Here is a 14,922-nt window from a genome sequence, read left to right as displayed (position 1 = left end):
GCCTGCTCCCCTGTTCAACCCGTCGCCTGGGCCAGGACGAGCAGGGCCGTGCCCGCCTCCACCTGGTCGCCGGGGCGGGCCAGTACCTCGGTCACCACGCCTGCCACCGGCGCGGACACCCGTGACTCCATCTTCATGGCCTCCAGCGCGAGCAGTGGCTGACCCGCCGTCACGGTGTCGCCGGGCGCGATGTTCACCTGCCACACCGATGCCGCGAACTCCGCCTCGACGAGCCGTCCGCCCGGCGGCACCGTCACCTCGCCCGCCGGGGGCGCGGGCGCTGCCGCCGCCTCGGCCCGGGTGAACTCGCCCGCCGCCTCCCACGCGTCCCGCTCCGCCGCGAACGCCGACTGCTGCCGGGTACGGAAATCGGCGATCGACCCGGCGTTGCGGGCGAGGAACTCCTCGTAGGCGGCCAGGGAGAAGGTGCCCTCCTCGATCGTCGGCACGAACCGGCCGGAGACCAGGTCGGCGCGTAGTTCGAGGAGTTCTTCGGCGTCCACCGGGTACCACTTGATCCGGTCGAAGAAGCGCAGCAGCCACGGTTTGCCGGGCTCGAACGCGCCCCGCTGGGTCCACCCCGACCAGACCTGGGTGGTCCGCCCCACGAACTGGTAGCCGCCGGGGCCCTCCATGCCGTACACGCACAGATACGCGCCGCCGATGCCGACCGAGTTCTCGGCGGTCCAGGTGCGGGCGGGGTTGTACTTGGTGGTGACCAGGCGGTGGCGGGGGTCCAGCGGGGTGGCCACGGGGGCGCCCAGGTAGACATCGCCCAGGCCCAGCACCAGGTACTCGGCGTCGAAGACCGTGCGGTACACGTCCTCGACGGTGTTCAGGCCGTTGACGCGGCGGATGAACTCGATGTTCCACGGGCACCAGGGGGCGTCGTCGCGGACCCCCGCCATGTAGCGGGCGATGGCCTCGCGGGTCGCGGGGTCGTCCCAGGACAGCGGGAGATGGACCGTGCGGGACGGGACCACCAGGCGGTCGGTGGGCGGGAGGGCGGTCACCAGCCGCCGTACCCGGGGGAGCAGGGCGTGCTGGGGGAGCCGGGCGGGGTCGGTGCGGATCTGGAGGGAGCGGATGCCCGGGGTGAGGTCCAGGACCCCGGGCAGATCCGCCGCGCCGACCGCCTCCATGAGGGCGTGCACCCGCATCCGCAGGGCGAGGTCGAGTTGCATCGGCCCGAACTCGACGAGGAGGTTGTCATCGCCGCTGCGCCGGTAGGTGACATCGCCGTCCCGGGCGAGCACGCCCCCGTCGGTGATCTCCGCGCGCGGTGAGCCGTCCACGCGGACCGGGGTGAAGCGGACCGTGTCGCCCGGCCGGAGCTGGCCCAGCTTCCAGCGCTCGCCGCTGAGCACGGTGGCCGGGCAGACGAAACCGCCGAGGGAGGGGCCGTCGGGGCCGAGCAGCACCGGCATGTCGCCGGTGTAGTCGACGGCGCCGACGGAGTACGGGGTGTCGTGGATGTTGGACGGGTGCAGGCCGGCCTCGCCGCCGTCGGTGCGGGCCCAGCGCGGCTTGGGGCCGACGAGCCGTACCCCGGTGCGGGCGGAGTTGAAGTGCACCTTCCATTCGGCGGCGTAGAAGTCGCGGATGTCGTCCTCGGTGAAGAACTCCGGTGCCGCGTGCGGGCCCTCCACGGCGCCGATGTGCCACACGGAGGTGAAGGCGGGCGGGTCGGTGACCGGAGTGCCTTCGGTGACGGTGCCGCCGTGCAGGACGTCGCCGGTGCGCAGTGCCCGGCCGCCGTGCCCGCCGAACCGGCCCAGTGTGAAGGTGCTCGCGCTGCCCAGGAAGGCGGGGACGTCGAGGCCGCCCGCGAAAAGGACGTACGTGCGCAGTCCGGCTCCGGTGGGGGCGCCGACCTCCAGGAGGGCTCCGGCGGGGACGGTGACCGGTGTCCACTGCGCGAGCGGTGTGCCGTCGAGCGTCACCGGGGCCGGGGCGCCCGTGACACAGACGGTGGTGGGGTGGGTGAAGCGCAGGGACGGGCCCTGGAGGGTGCATTCGAGGCCGGGGGCGCCCTCGGGGTTGCCCAGGGCGAGATTGCCGAGGCGGAACGAGCGGTCGTCCATGGGGCCGCTCGGGGGGACGCCGATCTGCCAGTAGCCGGTGCGGCCCGGCCAGTCCTGGACGGTGGTGAGCGTCCCGGCGGCGGCCACCTCGATCCGCGGGGTGGGGTCGTGGACGCCGGCGAGGGTGGCCGTGGAGTGGTGCGCGGCACGGAAGTCCGGGTCGGTCAGGGCCGCGCGGACCAGGCCCAGGTTGGTCTCGATGCCGTCCACGCGGGTGCGGGCCAGCGCCTCGTCCAGCCGTTCGAGCGCGGTCCTTCGGTCCGGGCCGTGGGCGATCACCTTCGCGAGCAGCGGGTCGTACGACGTCGTCACCTCCGTGCCGGTCTCCACCCAGCCGTCGACGCGGACATCCGGCGGGAACTCCACCCGGGTCAGCAGCCCGGCGCCGGGCCGGTGGTCGCGGGAGGGGTCCTCGGCGTAGATCCGGGCCTCGACGGCGTGACCGCGCGGGGCGCCCGGGTCGCGCACGACATCCCGCTCACCGCGCGCCAGCCGCAGCATCCAGGCGACCAGATCGACGCCGTACGTCTCCTCCGTGACCGGGTGTTCGACCTGGAGGCGGGTGTTGACCTCCAGGAAGTACGCCTCCTCGCGGGCGGCGTCGTACACGAACTCGACGGTTCCGGCGGAGCGGTAGCCGACCGAGGCGCACAGGTCGCGGGCGGCGTTGGCGAGCCCGGTGCGGACCCGGTCGGGCAGGCCGGGGGCCGGGGCCTCCTCCAGGACCTTCTGGTTGCGGCGCTGGAGGGAGCAGTCACGGTCCCCGAGGGCGACGACCTTCCCGGCGCCGTCGCCGAAGATCTGCACCTCGACATGGCGGGCGTGCTCGACCAGCCGCTCCAGGAACACGCCGGGCGTGGCGAAGGACGCGGCGGCGACCCGCTGCACCCGCTCCCACGCCTCGGTGAGTCCGGCGGTGTCCCGGCAGGCCGACATGCCGATGCCGCCGCCACCGCCGGTGGCCTTCAGCATCACCGGGTAGCCGATGGCCGCCGCCTGCCCGAGCGCGTCTTCAAGGGACGCCAGCAGTCCCGTGCCCGGCGCCAGCGGCACCCCGGCCGCCCGGGCCGCCGCCCGCGCGGTGTGCTTCGTACCGAACAGCTCCAGTTGCCGGGGCGTCGGGCCGACGAACACGATCCCCGCGTCCTCGCAGCGCCGCGCGAAGGAGGCGTCCTCGGACAGGAAGCCGTAGCCGGGGTGGATCGCGCCCGCGCCGGTGTCCTTCGCCGCCTTCAGCACCAGATCGGCGTCCAGATACGACTCCCGCGCGGGCGCCGGACCGAGCCGCACCGCCTCGTCCGCGAGCCGCACGTGCGGGGCGGAGCGGTCGGGGTCGGAGTGGACGGCGACCGTGCGCAGGCCCAGGTCACGGGCGGTACGGATGATGCGCACGGCTATCTCGCCGCGGTTGGCGATCAGGAGGGTGTCGTAGGTCATCGGGTGGTCTCCGGGGTCGTCCGCGAGGCCCTGGGCTTCGTGACGGTCATCTCGACCGGCGTCGGTTCGAAGCCGTTGCAGGGGTTGTTGATCTGGGGGCAGTTGGAGACCAGGACGAGGACCTCGCGTTCGGCGCGCAGGCTCAGGGAGCGGCCCGGGGCCGAGCGGCCGTCGACGATGCCGAGGGTGCCGTCCTTCTCGACGGGGACGTTCATGTACCAGTTGATGTTGGAGACCAGGTCGCGTTTGCCGAGGCCGTAACGGGCGCCCTCGGCGAGGAAGTTGTCGACGCAGGCGTGCTGGGACCAGGTGTGGTGGCCGTAGCGCAGGGTGTTGGACTCCTTGGAGCAGGCGCCGCCCACGGTGTCGTGGCGGCCGACCTCGTCGGCGGTCACCGTCATCAGGGGCGTGTGCTCGGTGGAGAGGAGCACACTGCCGGTGGTGAGGAAGATGCCGCCCTGGGCGTGGATCGTGTCGGGCGCGCTGTAGCGGATCGCGGTGTCCTGGGCGTCGTAGACGAGGAAGTCGACGGCCTGGTTGCCGTGCAGGTCGGTGATGGTGAGGGTCTCGCCGGGGCGGATCAGGGACGACCAGGCGGCGCGGGCGGGGACGGTGGTGCGGGTGATGGCCTCCGTGGCGGCTGCGGTGATGGTCCGGGTGATGGCCCTCGCGTCGGCTCCGGTGTCGGTCCCGGTGACGGCCCCGGTGTTCTGGCTGCTGGTCATGCGAGCCCCCTCGCGGCGAGGAATTCGGTGGTGTTGAGGAAGGCGCGGCGGCCCTCGGGGGTGGCGTCCCACAGCGGGTCGCCGGGGCGGGTCGGGGCCGCGCGCCAGGCGAGCACCTCCAGCGGGGTGCTGTGGTAGCCGGGGCGCGGATCGAGGGGGTGCGGGACGTTCGCGATGAGTACGGTGATGTCCTGCTCGGCGCGCAGGGTGACGCTCGCTCCGGGCCCGGCCGAGCCGGTGAAGTCCAGGGCGCCGTCCTCGCCGACCTCGACGCCCTGGAAGAAGGAGAGCGAGGGCGGCAGATCGCGGGGGCCCAGGCCGTTCTTGGCGGCGGCCAGCTTGAACAGCTCGCGCCCGGCGGGGGAGGGCGACTGGGGGGTGCCGTCGCCGTAGCGGGCGGTGTTGCGGGCGAGGGTGGAGGTGCCGCACAGGGCGTCGTGGCGCCCGGAGCTGTCGGTGACCGTCGACGCGAGCACCCGCCCCTGGTCGGACAGCAGGAGCCCGCCTTCGCCGAGGTAGGCGTTCCACTGCACCTTGACCGTGTCGGCGACGTTCAGCCGCTCCCAGGGCCGGTCGGCGGCGTACAGCAGCAGATGGGCGCAGGCGTCGCCGCGCAGGTCGGTCAGGCGCAGTTCGGTGCCGCGGGCGAGGACCCGGTGGGTGTAGTTCCCGCCCGCGACCGTCTCGGCCCACACCAGGTGCCCCGCCTCGCAGGGCGGCCCCGGCCAGTCGGCGGCCGGTACGACGGGCATGGCCTCGGCCCGGGTGCCTTGCTGCGCCCGTGCGTGGGCTCGGGCGCCGTATGTGGTGGCTGTTGCCATGGGGAACCTCCGGCGGGGTACCGATCCGATGGGACACGAGAGGGGATTCCTGAAGGGGACTGCTGAAGGGGACTGCTGAAGGGGGTTTCTGTCGTTCGATAGAAATTAGGTGGGGGTCGGGTCCTCGGTGTTGCCCGTGCGTTCCCGGGGGGTTACCGATCGCTCACGGCGGGGCGGGGCGGGGTGGACCGGGGCGGGCGCGGGGAAGGGGCCGGATCGTCCGGCGGTGCGGCGGTGAGCAACCGGCGGTGATCGCCCGGCGGTGTGCGCTGTGATCGCCCGGCAGTGTGCGCTGTGATCACCCGGCGACATGCTGTGCGACGATCGGACGTATGGGGACGACGGATGGTGCACGACGGGTCGGACGGCCCCGGGCCGCGGGGCGCTCGGACAGCGGGCTGGAGCCACGCGCCGAACTGCTGCTGGCCGCCGCCGAGTTGTTCACCACCCTCGGCTACGCGGCCACCTCCACCCGGGCCCTCGCCGAGCGGGCCGGGATGCGGCAGGCGTCGATGTACCACTACGTGTCCGGCAAGGAGGAACTCCTCGCCGAACTGCTGGAGTCGACGGTCACCCCGTCCCTCGCCTACGCCCGTGCGCTGCTCGCCGAGGACGCCCGGCCCGCCGAGCGGCGGCTGTGGGAGCTGTGCCGGGCGGACGTGGAGCTGCTGTGCGGCGGCCCCGACAACCTGGGCGCGCTGTATCTGCTGCCCGAGGTGCGCAGCGAGCGGTTCGCCGGGTTCCACGCGGTGCGCGCCGAACTGCGCGACGCCTACCGGAAGTTGCTGGCCGCCACGGACGCCGGGGGCGTGCTGGCCAAGGGTGAGCTGGAGCTGCGTACGGATCTGGTGTTCGGGCTGATCGAGGGCGTCATCCTGGTCCGGCGCTCGGGGCCCGAACGCCCGGTGCGGGTGTTCGCGGAGGCCACGGCGGACGCCGCGCTGCGGATCGCGGGCGGTTGAGCGGGCGCGGTCGAGTAGCCGCGGTAGAGCAGGTGCGGCTGAGCGGGCGCAGTGGCGCAGGCGCGGCTGCGCGGGGCGGCTGAGCGGGGCGCCCGGCAAAGGGGTGTGCTCCGGCTCTCGCGGGCCGAGGTGGCTTCACTCGTCACGGTGAGAGGACTTCGGACGCCTGTACACCGTTACGCGGCGTGTGCGATTCGGTGCTCAGTGTGCAAATGGAGCCGAGACTACTCCCGTCGCGCCGCCATTTCAGGGGCTTGCCGAAGATGACACGGCGATGATCCGCCCGGACTAAGCTCGCCCGCAGCGCACCGAGTTGAGATCATTCGTGCGTTTGTTCCTAAAGATCCCCAAGGTCTCGAACACGCCGAAGTGTCGATGCGCAGCGTTCCCCCAGCGCGGTGCTCCCCAGCACGCCCGACGCCCGACCGACGCCAGCCCGATGCCCGACAGCTGCCCGACCGACGCCCGTCACACGTCCACCCGATGCCCGCCCGACCTCCCCGCCGATTCGCTTCCGAGGGCCCACATGGTGAGTGTTCAACCCCCTCCCCGACGCCGCGAACTTCCCTACGCGCGCCTGCTGTTGCTGCCCGCCGTACTGATGGCCGCGGCGACCGGCGCCGCCGTCGCCCTGGTGGCCCCGGCCGCCCGTCTCGCGGTCGGCTGCTGCGGCGCCGTGGCCACGCTCCTGGTGATCCTGACCGCCGCCGAGGTGGTGCGCCGCGGCCGGGCCATCCGCGAACTGCGGGCCGAGCACGCCCGGTACACCGCCGAACTGGAAGAGCGGATCGCCGCCAACGACGGGCGCATGCTCTACCTCGCCACCGACATCGTCCCCGGCGCCATCGACCACATGCGCAAGGGCAACACGGCCCGGGAGACCCTCCTCGAACTCGACGAGATCGAGGAGGGCTGGGGCAGCATCCCCGACGTCCAGAAGGAACTGGTCCGGCTGATGCTGCGGATCGTCGACCACGAGGAGAACCTGCGCGACTCCGCCCAGCGTTCCTTCGTCAACATCGCCCGCCGGGTCCAGGCCATCGTCCACCAGCAGGCCAATGAACTCCGCGAGATGGAGGAGGACCACGGCACCAACCCCGAGGTCTTCGACGACCTGCTGCGCATCGACCACGGCACCGCGCTGATCGGCCGCCTCGCCGACTCCATCTCCGTGCTCGGCGGCGGACGCCCCGGCCGCAACTGGCCCTTGGACGTCTCCATGTACTCCACCCTGCGCGGCGCGATGTCCCGGATCCTGGAGTACCGCCGGATCAAGCTGAACAACATCGCCCGGCTCAGCGCCAAGGGCATCTACGTCGAGCCGATCATCCACGCCTGCGCGGAACTCTTCGACAACGCCACCCGCTACTCGCCCCCGCACACCAAGGTGCATGTCACCGCCATCGAGGTGCAGAGCGGGCTGGCCATCGAGATCGAGGACGGCGGCATGGGCCTGGGCGAGGAGTCCCGGGCCGGCGCCGAGAAGATGATCAAGAACGCCATGATGGGCGTCGACATGCAGGAACTCGAAGACAGCCCGCGCCTCGGCCTCGCCGTCGTCGGGCGGCTGTGCGGCCAGTTCAACATGCGGATCGCGCTGCGCACCTCCGCGTACGGCGGGGTCCGCGCGGTGCTCATCGTGCCGATGGACATGCTCACCCACGAGCGCGGCGTCGGCCTCGCGCACGGCATCGGCGCCACCGGCATCCCGGTCTCCACCGACGCCCTGCCGGGCCCCGCGCGCCCGCCCAAGAAGCGGCGCCCCACCAGCCCGAAGATCCCGCAGGGGGTCTCCCTGGAGGACGACGTCCCGGTCATCACCGAGTGGACGGCCCACGGCCTGCCGCAGCGCCGCAGCCGCGCCACCATCCCGATCACCCAGCGGATCACCGAGCAGTACCGCGCCCAGTACGCCGCCGAAGCCGCCGAGAAGGCCGAGCGCGAGGCCCGTGAGGCCGCCCTGGCCGCCGGGACCCCGCAGCCGGAACCCGAGCCCGAGCCGGCCCCGGAGAAGGAGTTCGTGCCGCCCGGGGCGTGGGTCGAGTCCTTCTGGGAGGGCCTGAAGAAGGACCTGCCGCCCGGCACCCACCCGACCGACTTCACCCGGAACCCGACCAAGTACCTCTACCTGATCGACGAGACGGCCCGCACCGAGGCCGATGATGACGAAGGGGACGTCAAGTGACGTACCGCGCCAACTTCGACTGGCTGCTCAAGGACCTGTACGACGGGGTGCCGGGCATCGAGATGATCGTGGTGCTCTCCGCCGACGGTCTGCGCCTCGCCCGCTACTCCGGCGATCCGGACGCCGCCGACCGGGTGGCCGCCGCCTGCGCGGGAATGCAGAGCCTCGCCAACGCCGTCGCCCAGGAACTGTCCGGCAGCGACGGCGAGATGAACCTCATCGTCATCGAGATCGACCGCGGCTACTTCTATCTGATGGCGGCCGGTGCCAACGCCTATCTCGCGGTCCTGTCCGACATCAGGTGCGAGCCCGGCATGATGAGCAGCCGCATGCGCGACCTGGTCGTCCGGATCGGCGCCCACCTCACCAGTCCCGCGCGGCACAGCAACGGGCAGACCGTATGACGCCTCCCAAACGCCAGAGGCGTTACCCCCAGGAGCCACTCCGGCCACCGCCGACGCCGCCCCCGGCCACCTCCCCGCCCCCACCGGGTGCCGGTGGCGGCCGGAGCCCCCGGGAGGGCCGCCCCCCGGAGGACCGGCACCGCCAGAACGGGCCCCGCACCGACCGGCACCCCGAGGACCGCCCCCGCGACCACCGACCCCGCGCCGACCGCCACCCCGAGGACCAGCACCCCGAGACCCCGTCCCCGCAGCGCCGGCCCCCCGACGACAACCCCCCGGAGGACACCGCCCCCGGCGACGGCAGGCCCGGCGGCAACCCCGAGCGCTTCTACGTCATCGGGGGCGCCGACAGCGAGCGCGCGGGACTGGACCTCGTCACCCTGATCGTGGCGCGCGCCGAGGACCCGCCGCCCTCCACCGCCCCCGAACAGGCCGCGGTGCTGCGCCTGTGCGCCGCCCCCCTGTCCGTCGCCGAACTCTCGGCCTACCTCAGCCTCCCGTACAGCGCGGTGACCGTCCTGCTCACCGAGATGCTGGCGGCCGAACTGGTCCACGCGCGGGCCCCCATCGTCCGCCAGGCGCTTGCCGACCGGTCCCTTCTCGAAGCGGTGATGCATGGACTTCAAAGGCTCTGACACCGTCCCCGGCCCCCGCACCGAGGACCATCTCCCGCACACGGCCAAGGCCGCGGTGAAGATCGTGATCGTGGGCGGGTTCGGCGTCGGCAAGACCACCATGGTCGGCTCGGTCAGCGAGATCAGACCGCTGACGACCGAGGAGACCATGACCCAGGCAGGCGTCGGTGTCGACGACAACCGCGGCTCCGACACCAAGACGGCCACCACCGTGGCCATGGACTTCGGCCGTATCACCGTCTCCGAGCAACTGGTCCTCTATCTCTTCGGCACCCCCGGCCAGGAACGCTTCTGGTTCCTGTGGAACGGCCTGTTCGAGGGCGCCCTCGGCGCGGTGGTCCTGATCGACACCCGGCGCCTGGAGGTCAGCTACGACGTCATGGGCCGCCTGGAGGAGCGCGGCGTGCCCTTCGTGGTCGCCGTCAACACCTTCCCCGGCGCCCCCCACTACCCCGTAGAGCAACTGCGCACCGCCCTCGACCTCGCCCCGGAGATCCCCATCGTGGAGTGCGACGCCCGCCGCCGGGCCGCCAGCCGGGACACCCTGATGACCCTCATGCGCTTCCTGCACAAGCTCGCCACGGCGGGCGTCCTCACCTGACCGGAGCCCTTCCGTGACGCCTGAACCCCACCCCTCGACCGGTACGGACGACCTCCCCGGCGCCCCGCCCCCCGGCTGCCCCGCCCACCGCCCCGGCCCCGGCCCCGGCGACCCGCAGCGCCTCTACGGCCCCGAGGCGCTCGACCTCAGCGGCCTGTACGAGAAACTCCGCGCCGAACACGGCCCCGTCGCGCCCGTGCTGCTCCACGACGACATCCCCATGTGGGTGGTGCTCGGCCACGCCGAGAACCTGCACATGGTGCGCAGCCCCGCGCAGTACACCCGCGACAGCCGCATCTGGACCCCGATGACCGAGGGCAAGGTCAAGGACGACCATCCGCTGATGCCGCACATCGCCTGGCAGCCCATCGCCTCGCACGCCGAGGGCGACGAACACCTGCGGCTGCGCGGCGCGGTCACCGGCGCCGTGTCCACCATCGATCACCGCTCGCTGCGCCGGCACATCAACCGGCACACCCAGCGGCTCGTCAACCGGTTCTGCGAGCGGGGCACCGCCGACCTCGTCAGCGAGTTCACCGAGCATCTGCCGATGGGCGTGATGTGCGAGATCCTCGGCATGCCCGGCGAGTACGGCGACGAACTCGTGCACGCCGCCCGCGACACCCTCAAGGGCACCGAGACCGCCATCGCCAGTCACGCCAAGGTCATGGACGCGCTCAGCAGGCTCACCCTGCGCCGCCGCGCCGACCCCCAGGAGGACTTCACCAGCTATCTCGTCCGCCACCCCGCCAAGCTGAGCGACGACGAGGTGCGCGAGCATCTGCGGCTGGTGCTGCTCGCCTCCTACGAGACCACCGTCAACCTGCTCTCCAGCGTGCTGCGCATGGTCCTCACCGACCCCCGCTTCCGCGCCCAGCTCAACGGCGGCCAGATGACCGTGCCCGAGGCGGTCGAGCAGTCCCTGTGGGACGAACCCCCCTTCAGCACCGTGTTCGCGTACTTCGCCAAGCAGGACACCGAGCTGGGCGGCAAGCGCATCAAACGCGGCGACGGCCTGCTGTTCGCGCCCGCCCCGGGCAACATCGACCCGCGCGTGCGGCCCGACCTCGCCGCCCATATGCAGGGCAACCGCTCCCACCTCTCCTTCGGCGGCGGCCCGCACGAATGCCCCGGCCAGGACATCGGCCGCGCCATCGCCGACACCGGCGTCGACGCGCTGCTGATGCGGCTGCCCGACGTGGAACTCGACTGCCCCGAGGACCGGCTGCGCTGGACCGAGTCCATCGCCTCCCGCCATCTGGTCGCCCTCCCCGTCACCTTCGCCCCCAAGCCGACGCAGGACATCCAGACACCCCCGGCGATCCGGCACCCGGAGCCCCCGCCGACCTGGGAGATCGTCTCCCCGGGGCCGGGCGCGACCCCGACCGCCCCACTGCGCGCCAACCCGTCGCCCCCGCCACCCCCGTACACGCGACCGCCCGAGCCCGCCCCGGAACCCGACAAACGGCCGGGCGCCTGGCGGCGGTTCGTACGGTGGTGGCGGGGGGACTGAGGAGGCAGCCGGGGCGGGACGGCGGTCCGGCTGCGGGGGGGGGCTACCGCCCCGCAGCCCACTCCTCCGGCTCCGCCCAGGCCCCCAGCACCCGCCCGCTGCGCAACCGATGCTCCACGCCCGTCACCGGGTCGGTGAACTCCAGCGCCCGGGCCAGCAGTTGCAGCGGGCGGCGGAAGTCGCCGGGCGGTACGGGCGGGGCGATGGCCGGGTACAGCGGATCGCCGAGGATCGGCACCCCGAGGGCGGTCATGTGCACCCGTAGCTGATGGGTCTGGCCGGTGGTGGGCAGCAGCCGGTAGCGGCCCAGCCCGTCGGCGCGGTGCTCGGCCAGCACGACCTCGGTCACCGCGTTGGGCTCGCCCGGAATCTCCCGCGCGGCCAGCACCCCGCGCTCCTTGAGGATCCGGCTGCGCACGGTCCGGGGCAGGGCGAGCCCGGGATCGTACGGCGCCACCGCCTCGTACTCCTTGCGCACCCGCCGTTCGCCGAACAGCCGCTGGTAGGCGCCGCGTTCCCCGGGGCGGACGGTGAACAGCACCAGGCCGGCCGTGAGCCGGTCGAGGCGGTGCGCGGCGCCCAGCGCGGGCAGGTCCAGTTCACGCCGGAGCCGGGCGAGGGCGCTCTGGACGACATGGCTGCCGCGCGGGGTGGTGGCCAGGAAATGCGGCTTGTCGGCGACGACGAGATGCTCGTCGCGGTAGACCACGTCGATCGGGAACGGCACCGGCACCTCGTAGGGCAGCTCGCGGTGGAACCACACATACATCCCCGGGACGAAGTCCGTCTCCGGCGCCACCGCCCGCCCGTCCGCCCCGACGACCAGCCCCGCCTCGAACATCCCCGCCACGACCCCGGGCCCCGCCCCCGACAGCCGCTCCACCAGGTACTCCCGCACCGACCCCCAGTCCCCCTCCCACGGCAGCCGCACCCGCACCGCGTCGACCCCGTCACGCTGGGGGAGCGGGGCGGGCGGGGGAGCGGATCGGCGGGTCATGGTGGTTCAGGGTACGAGGTGGGGTGCGGGGCCGGGAAACGGCGGCGGGTGGGGCCGCGCTTGGGGCCGCGCGGGTGCCGGAATTCGCTGGGAGCGGGCTGTCGTGGCCCGGCAGGATACCGGGCATGCCTCCTCTCACCTCCCGGGTGCTGCCCGCCGGTGTCCTCGCCGGGAGCCCGCAGCCCACGCTCCCCACCGGTGACGGACTGCTGCTGCGCCCCTGGCGGGACGGGGACGTGCCCGCCGTCCACCGGGCGTACCAGGACCCCGCGCTGCACCGCTGGCATCTGCGGGCGGCGGCCGGTGCGGACGAGGTGCGGGGCTGGGTCGAGGACTGGCGGGCGCAGTGGGCGGCGGAGCGCGGGGTCCAGTTCGCGGTGGCCGACGAGGACTCCGGGCGGCTGCTCGGCCGGGTCGCGCTGCGCTCCCTCGCGCTCGGGGACGGCATGGCCGAGGTGGCGTACTGGACGGTCACCGAGGCCCGTGGCCGGCGGGTCGCCGCCCGAGCCCGTTTCACCCTGGAGGGCACCAAGCGCTCCGCGCTGCTCCACACGGACGGCTGGCACGACACGCACCTGCGTGCCCGGGTGCGCGGCGACTGACGGCGACAGGACGATGCCGACGGGCCCTACGCCGGGACGGCCGTCGTGGGCGTCTCGGCCGAGCCCGGCTCCGGCACCGGTACCGGCTCGGGGCGCCGGGTCCGCCACACCCGGTAGGCGGCCCCCGCCGCGATCGTGACGGTCAGGAAGATCAGGGTGAACCACTGGAAGTACCAATGCCCGCCCGCCGGGTCGTACACCTCGGCGCGGGGCCAGGCCAGGTTGACGGTCATGAACAGGCCGTACAGGAGGGCCAGGGCGTTGACGGGGACTCCCCAGCGGCCCAGGGAGAAGAGCGGGGCGCCGGTCTCGTCGGTGCCGGTGCGGGGGAGACGGCCGCGCAGGCGGGCGATCAGGAGCGGGCCGGTGACCATCGCGTAGGCCAGGTAGAGCATGACGATGCAGGTGGTGCCGATGGCGAGGAACGCCTCCGGGGACGCGAAGTTCAGCAGGAGCAGCGCGGCGGCCAGCACGCCGACCACCAGGGCGGGGGCGTGGGGCATGCCGGTGCGGGCGTTGACGCGGGCCAGGCGGCGGGAGAAGGGGAGCTGCCCGTCGCGGGCCATGGAGAAGAGCATCCGGCAGGCGGAGGTCTGGATGGCGAGCGCCGCCACGGCGATGGCCAGGGCCACGTCCGCCAGCAGCAGCCGGCCCACCCCGTCGCCCAGGCTGCTGGTGAGGACGTAGCTCAGCCCGTCGACGGCGAGGCGGCCGTCGGTCAGGCTCGGCGCGGCCAGCAGTCCGCCCAGCACGATCAGCCCGCCGAGCAGGCCCGCCGCGCCGAGCGCGGTGAGGATCGTGCGCGGCGCGGTACGCCTCGGGTGGTGGGTCTCCTCGCTCATCTCGCCCGCGCTGTCGAACCCGATCATCACGTACGCCGCCGTGAACGAGCCCACCAGCAGCGCGCCCAGCAGCCCGGACTCGGCGCCGCCGGTGGTGTGGAAGGTGATGCCGGGGGAGCGCTCGGAGTGGGTGAGGAGCAGGACGACGATCAGGATCGCGCCGATGATCTCGGCGGTGACGCCGATCCGGTTGACCGCCGACAGGACCTTGTTGTCCAGGGTGTTGACCAGGGTGGTGAGGGCCAGCAGGAGCACGCCGAGGACGGCGGCGTTGGCGGCGCCGTCGGCGGAGGTGGGGGCCGGGTCGGTGCCGATCAGCTGGAAGCCGGACCAGATCGCGGGCAGCACCATCTGGAGCGCGAGCGCCGCCGCGGCGACCACCACGATCTGCCCGATCACCATGATCCAGCCGGCGAACCAGCCGAAGACGGCGTTCGAGAGCCGGGTGGACCACTGGTAGATGGCGCCGGAGATCGGGTAGCGCGCGGCCAGTTCCGCGAAGCAGGCGGCCACCAGGAACTGCCCCACCAGCACCACCGGCCAGGCCCAGAAGAAGACCGCGCCGCCGAACGCGTACCCGATGGCGAAGAACTGGAAGACGGTGGTCAGGACCGAGATGAAGGAGAACCCGGCGGCGAACGAGGCGTACCGGCCCAGGCTGCGGTGCAGCTCCTGGCGGTAGCCGAACTCGGCGAGCGTGCCGTCCGGGGCGGACTGCGCGGAGCGCGGCGGGTCGGGGCGGACGTCGGAGGGAGCGGTGGTGGTCACGGCGGCACCTGCCTGGGAGCGCGAAGAATTCCTGTCGAGCGACAGAAATTAGGGACGCGCTGTTTCGGCCGCGTGACACGGCCGTATCCGCTCCGGACCCAAGTGCTCACGCCGTGGCCGATGTTCGACGGTCGCGATATGTCGTGTGTGTGCGGGGGCTTGCGGTTTGCGGTTTCGGGGGGGGGTGTCCGGGTACGGGGAACGGGCGGGCCCCGGGGGGGGGGGCCGCGACCCGGGGGCCCAGCCCCCCCCGCCCGGGGGCGCGGCCCCCACCGCACACCGCCCCAAACCGCGACGCGACGCGACCCGCCCGACCACCCCGCCCCCCGGACCGGACCGCGACCCC

General features: G+C 73.2%; 11 protein-coding genes and 1 pseudogene. 7 read left to right on the top strand and 5 right to left on the bottom strand.

What is annotated here, in order from left to right:
* Window positions 1–14: 14 nt before the first annotated feature.
* From ACFXAZ_RS25220 to ACFXAZ_RS25210, 3 genes are all read right to left on the bottom strand, one after another.
* Window positions 15–3,521, bottom strand: a complete 3,507-nt coding sequence (locus ACFXAZ_RS25220; protein ID WP_384595476.1) for a 5-oxoprolinase/urea amidolyase family protein — start codon at window positions 3,519–3,521, stop codon at window positions 15–17.
* On the bottom strand, window positions 3,518–4,147 hold the full coding sequence (locus ACFXAZ_RS25215) for an urea amidolyase associated protein UAAP2 (RefSeq protein ID WP_384595562.1): 630 nt from the start codon (window positions 4,145–4,147) through the stop codon (window positions 3,518–3,520). The genes ACFXAZ_RS25220 and ACFXAZ_RS25215 overlap by 4 nt, the downstream gene beginning before the upstream one ends.
* A 95-nt stretch (window positions 4,148–4,242) precedes the next feature.
* Complete coding sequence (locus ACFXAZ_RS25210) at window positions 4,243–5,067, bottom strand: urea amidolyase associated protein UAAP1 (RefSeq protein WP_384595473.1); 825 nt, start codon at window positions 5,065–5,067, stop codon at window positions 4,243–4,245.
* Window positions 5,068–5,399: 332 nt separating this feature from the next.
* On the opposite strand from ACFXAZ_RS25210, the gene ACFXAZ_RS25205 reads away from it, so the two are divergent.
* The 6 genes and pseudogenes from ACFXAZ_RS25205 (at window position 5,400) to ACFXAZ_RS25180 (ending at window position 11,367) form a co-directional block, all read left to right on the top strand.
* Entirely contained in the window at window positions 5,400–6,029 is a 630-nt protein-coding gene (locus ACFXAZ_RS25205) for a TetR/AcrR family transcriptional regulator (RefSeq protein WP_384595470.1), read from the top strand.
* 526 nt (window positions 6,030–6,555) lie between these two features.
* Window positions 6,556–8,214, top strand: coding sequence for an ATP-binding protein (locus ACFXAZ_RS25200; RefSeq protein WP_384595467.1), 1,659 nt, complete (start codon window positions 6,556–6,558; stop codon window positions 8,212–8,214).
* On the top strand, window positions 8,211–8,618 hold the full coding sequence (locus ACFXAZ_RS25195) for a roadblock/LC7 domain-containing protein (RefSeq protein ID WP_384595464.1): 408 nt from the start codon (window positions 8,211–8,213) through the stop codon (window positions 8,616–8,618). The genes ACFXAZ_RS25200 and ACFXAZ_RS25195 overlap by 4 nt, the downstream gene beginning before the upstream one ends.
* Window positions 8,619–8,857: 239 nt before the next feature.
* Window positions 8,858–9,253 (top strand): annotated as a pseudogene (locus ACFXAZ_RS25190) (DUF742 domain-containing protein); the annotation flags it as partial.
* Entirely contained in the window at window positions 9,234–9,854 is a 621-nt protein-coding gene (locus ACFXAZ_RS25185; protein ID WP_384595461.1) for an ATP/GTP-binding protein, read from the top strand. The pseudogene ACFXAZ_RS25190 and the gene ACFXAZ_RS25185, both read left to right, overlap by 20 nt.
* Before the next feature lie 13 nt (window positions 9,855–9,867).
* Window positions 9,868–11,367: a cytochrome P450 gene (locus ACFXAZ_RS25180; protein WP_384595457.1), complete on the top strand. Its 1,500-nt coding sequence runs from the start codon at window positions 9,868–9,870 to the stop codon at window positions 11,365–11,367.
* A 43-nt stretch (window positions 11,368–11,410) separates the two neighbouring features.
* Here ACFXAZ_RS25180 and ACFXAZ_RS25175 read toward each other — a convergent pair whose 3' ends face one another.
* A complete protein-coding gene (locus ACFXAZ_RS25175; protein ID WP_384595454.1) occupies window positions 11,411–12,364 on the bottom strand; it encodes a pseudouridine synthase in 954 nt (317 codons plus the stop codon).
* Between the two features lie 125 nt (window positions 12,365–12,489).
* Between ACFXAZ_RS25175 and ACFXAZ_RS25170 the strand changes: the two genes are divergently transcribed.
* Window positions 12,490–12,966 carry a GNAT family N-acetyltransferase gene (locus ACFXAZ_RS25170; RefSeq protein WP_384595451.1) on the top strand — a complete coding sequence of 159 codons (477 nt, stop codon included), beginning with the start codon at window positions 12,490–12,492 and terminating at the stop codon, window positions 12,964–12,966.
* Between the two features lie 26 nt (window positions 12,967–12,992).
* Here the strand turns inward: ACFXAZ_RS25170 and ACFXAZ_RS25165 are convergent, their stop codons facing one another.
* Window positions 12,993–14,576, bottom strand: a complete 1,584-nt coding sequence (locus ACFXAZ_RS25165) for an amino acid permease (RefSeq protein WP_384595448.1) — start codon at window positions 14,574–14,576, stop codon at window positions 12,993–12,995.
* Window positions 14,577–14,922: the final 346 nt, after the last annotated feature.

The sequence above is a fragment of the Streptomyces sp. NPDC059477 genome (assembly GCF_042749375.1).
In the GTDB taxonomy this organism is placed as follows: Bacteria; Actinomycetota; Actinomycetes; order Streptomycetales; family Streptomycetaceae; genus Streptomyces.
This window is presented reverse-complemented; position numbering and strand designations above follow the sequence as displayed.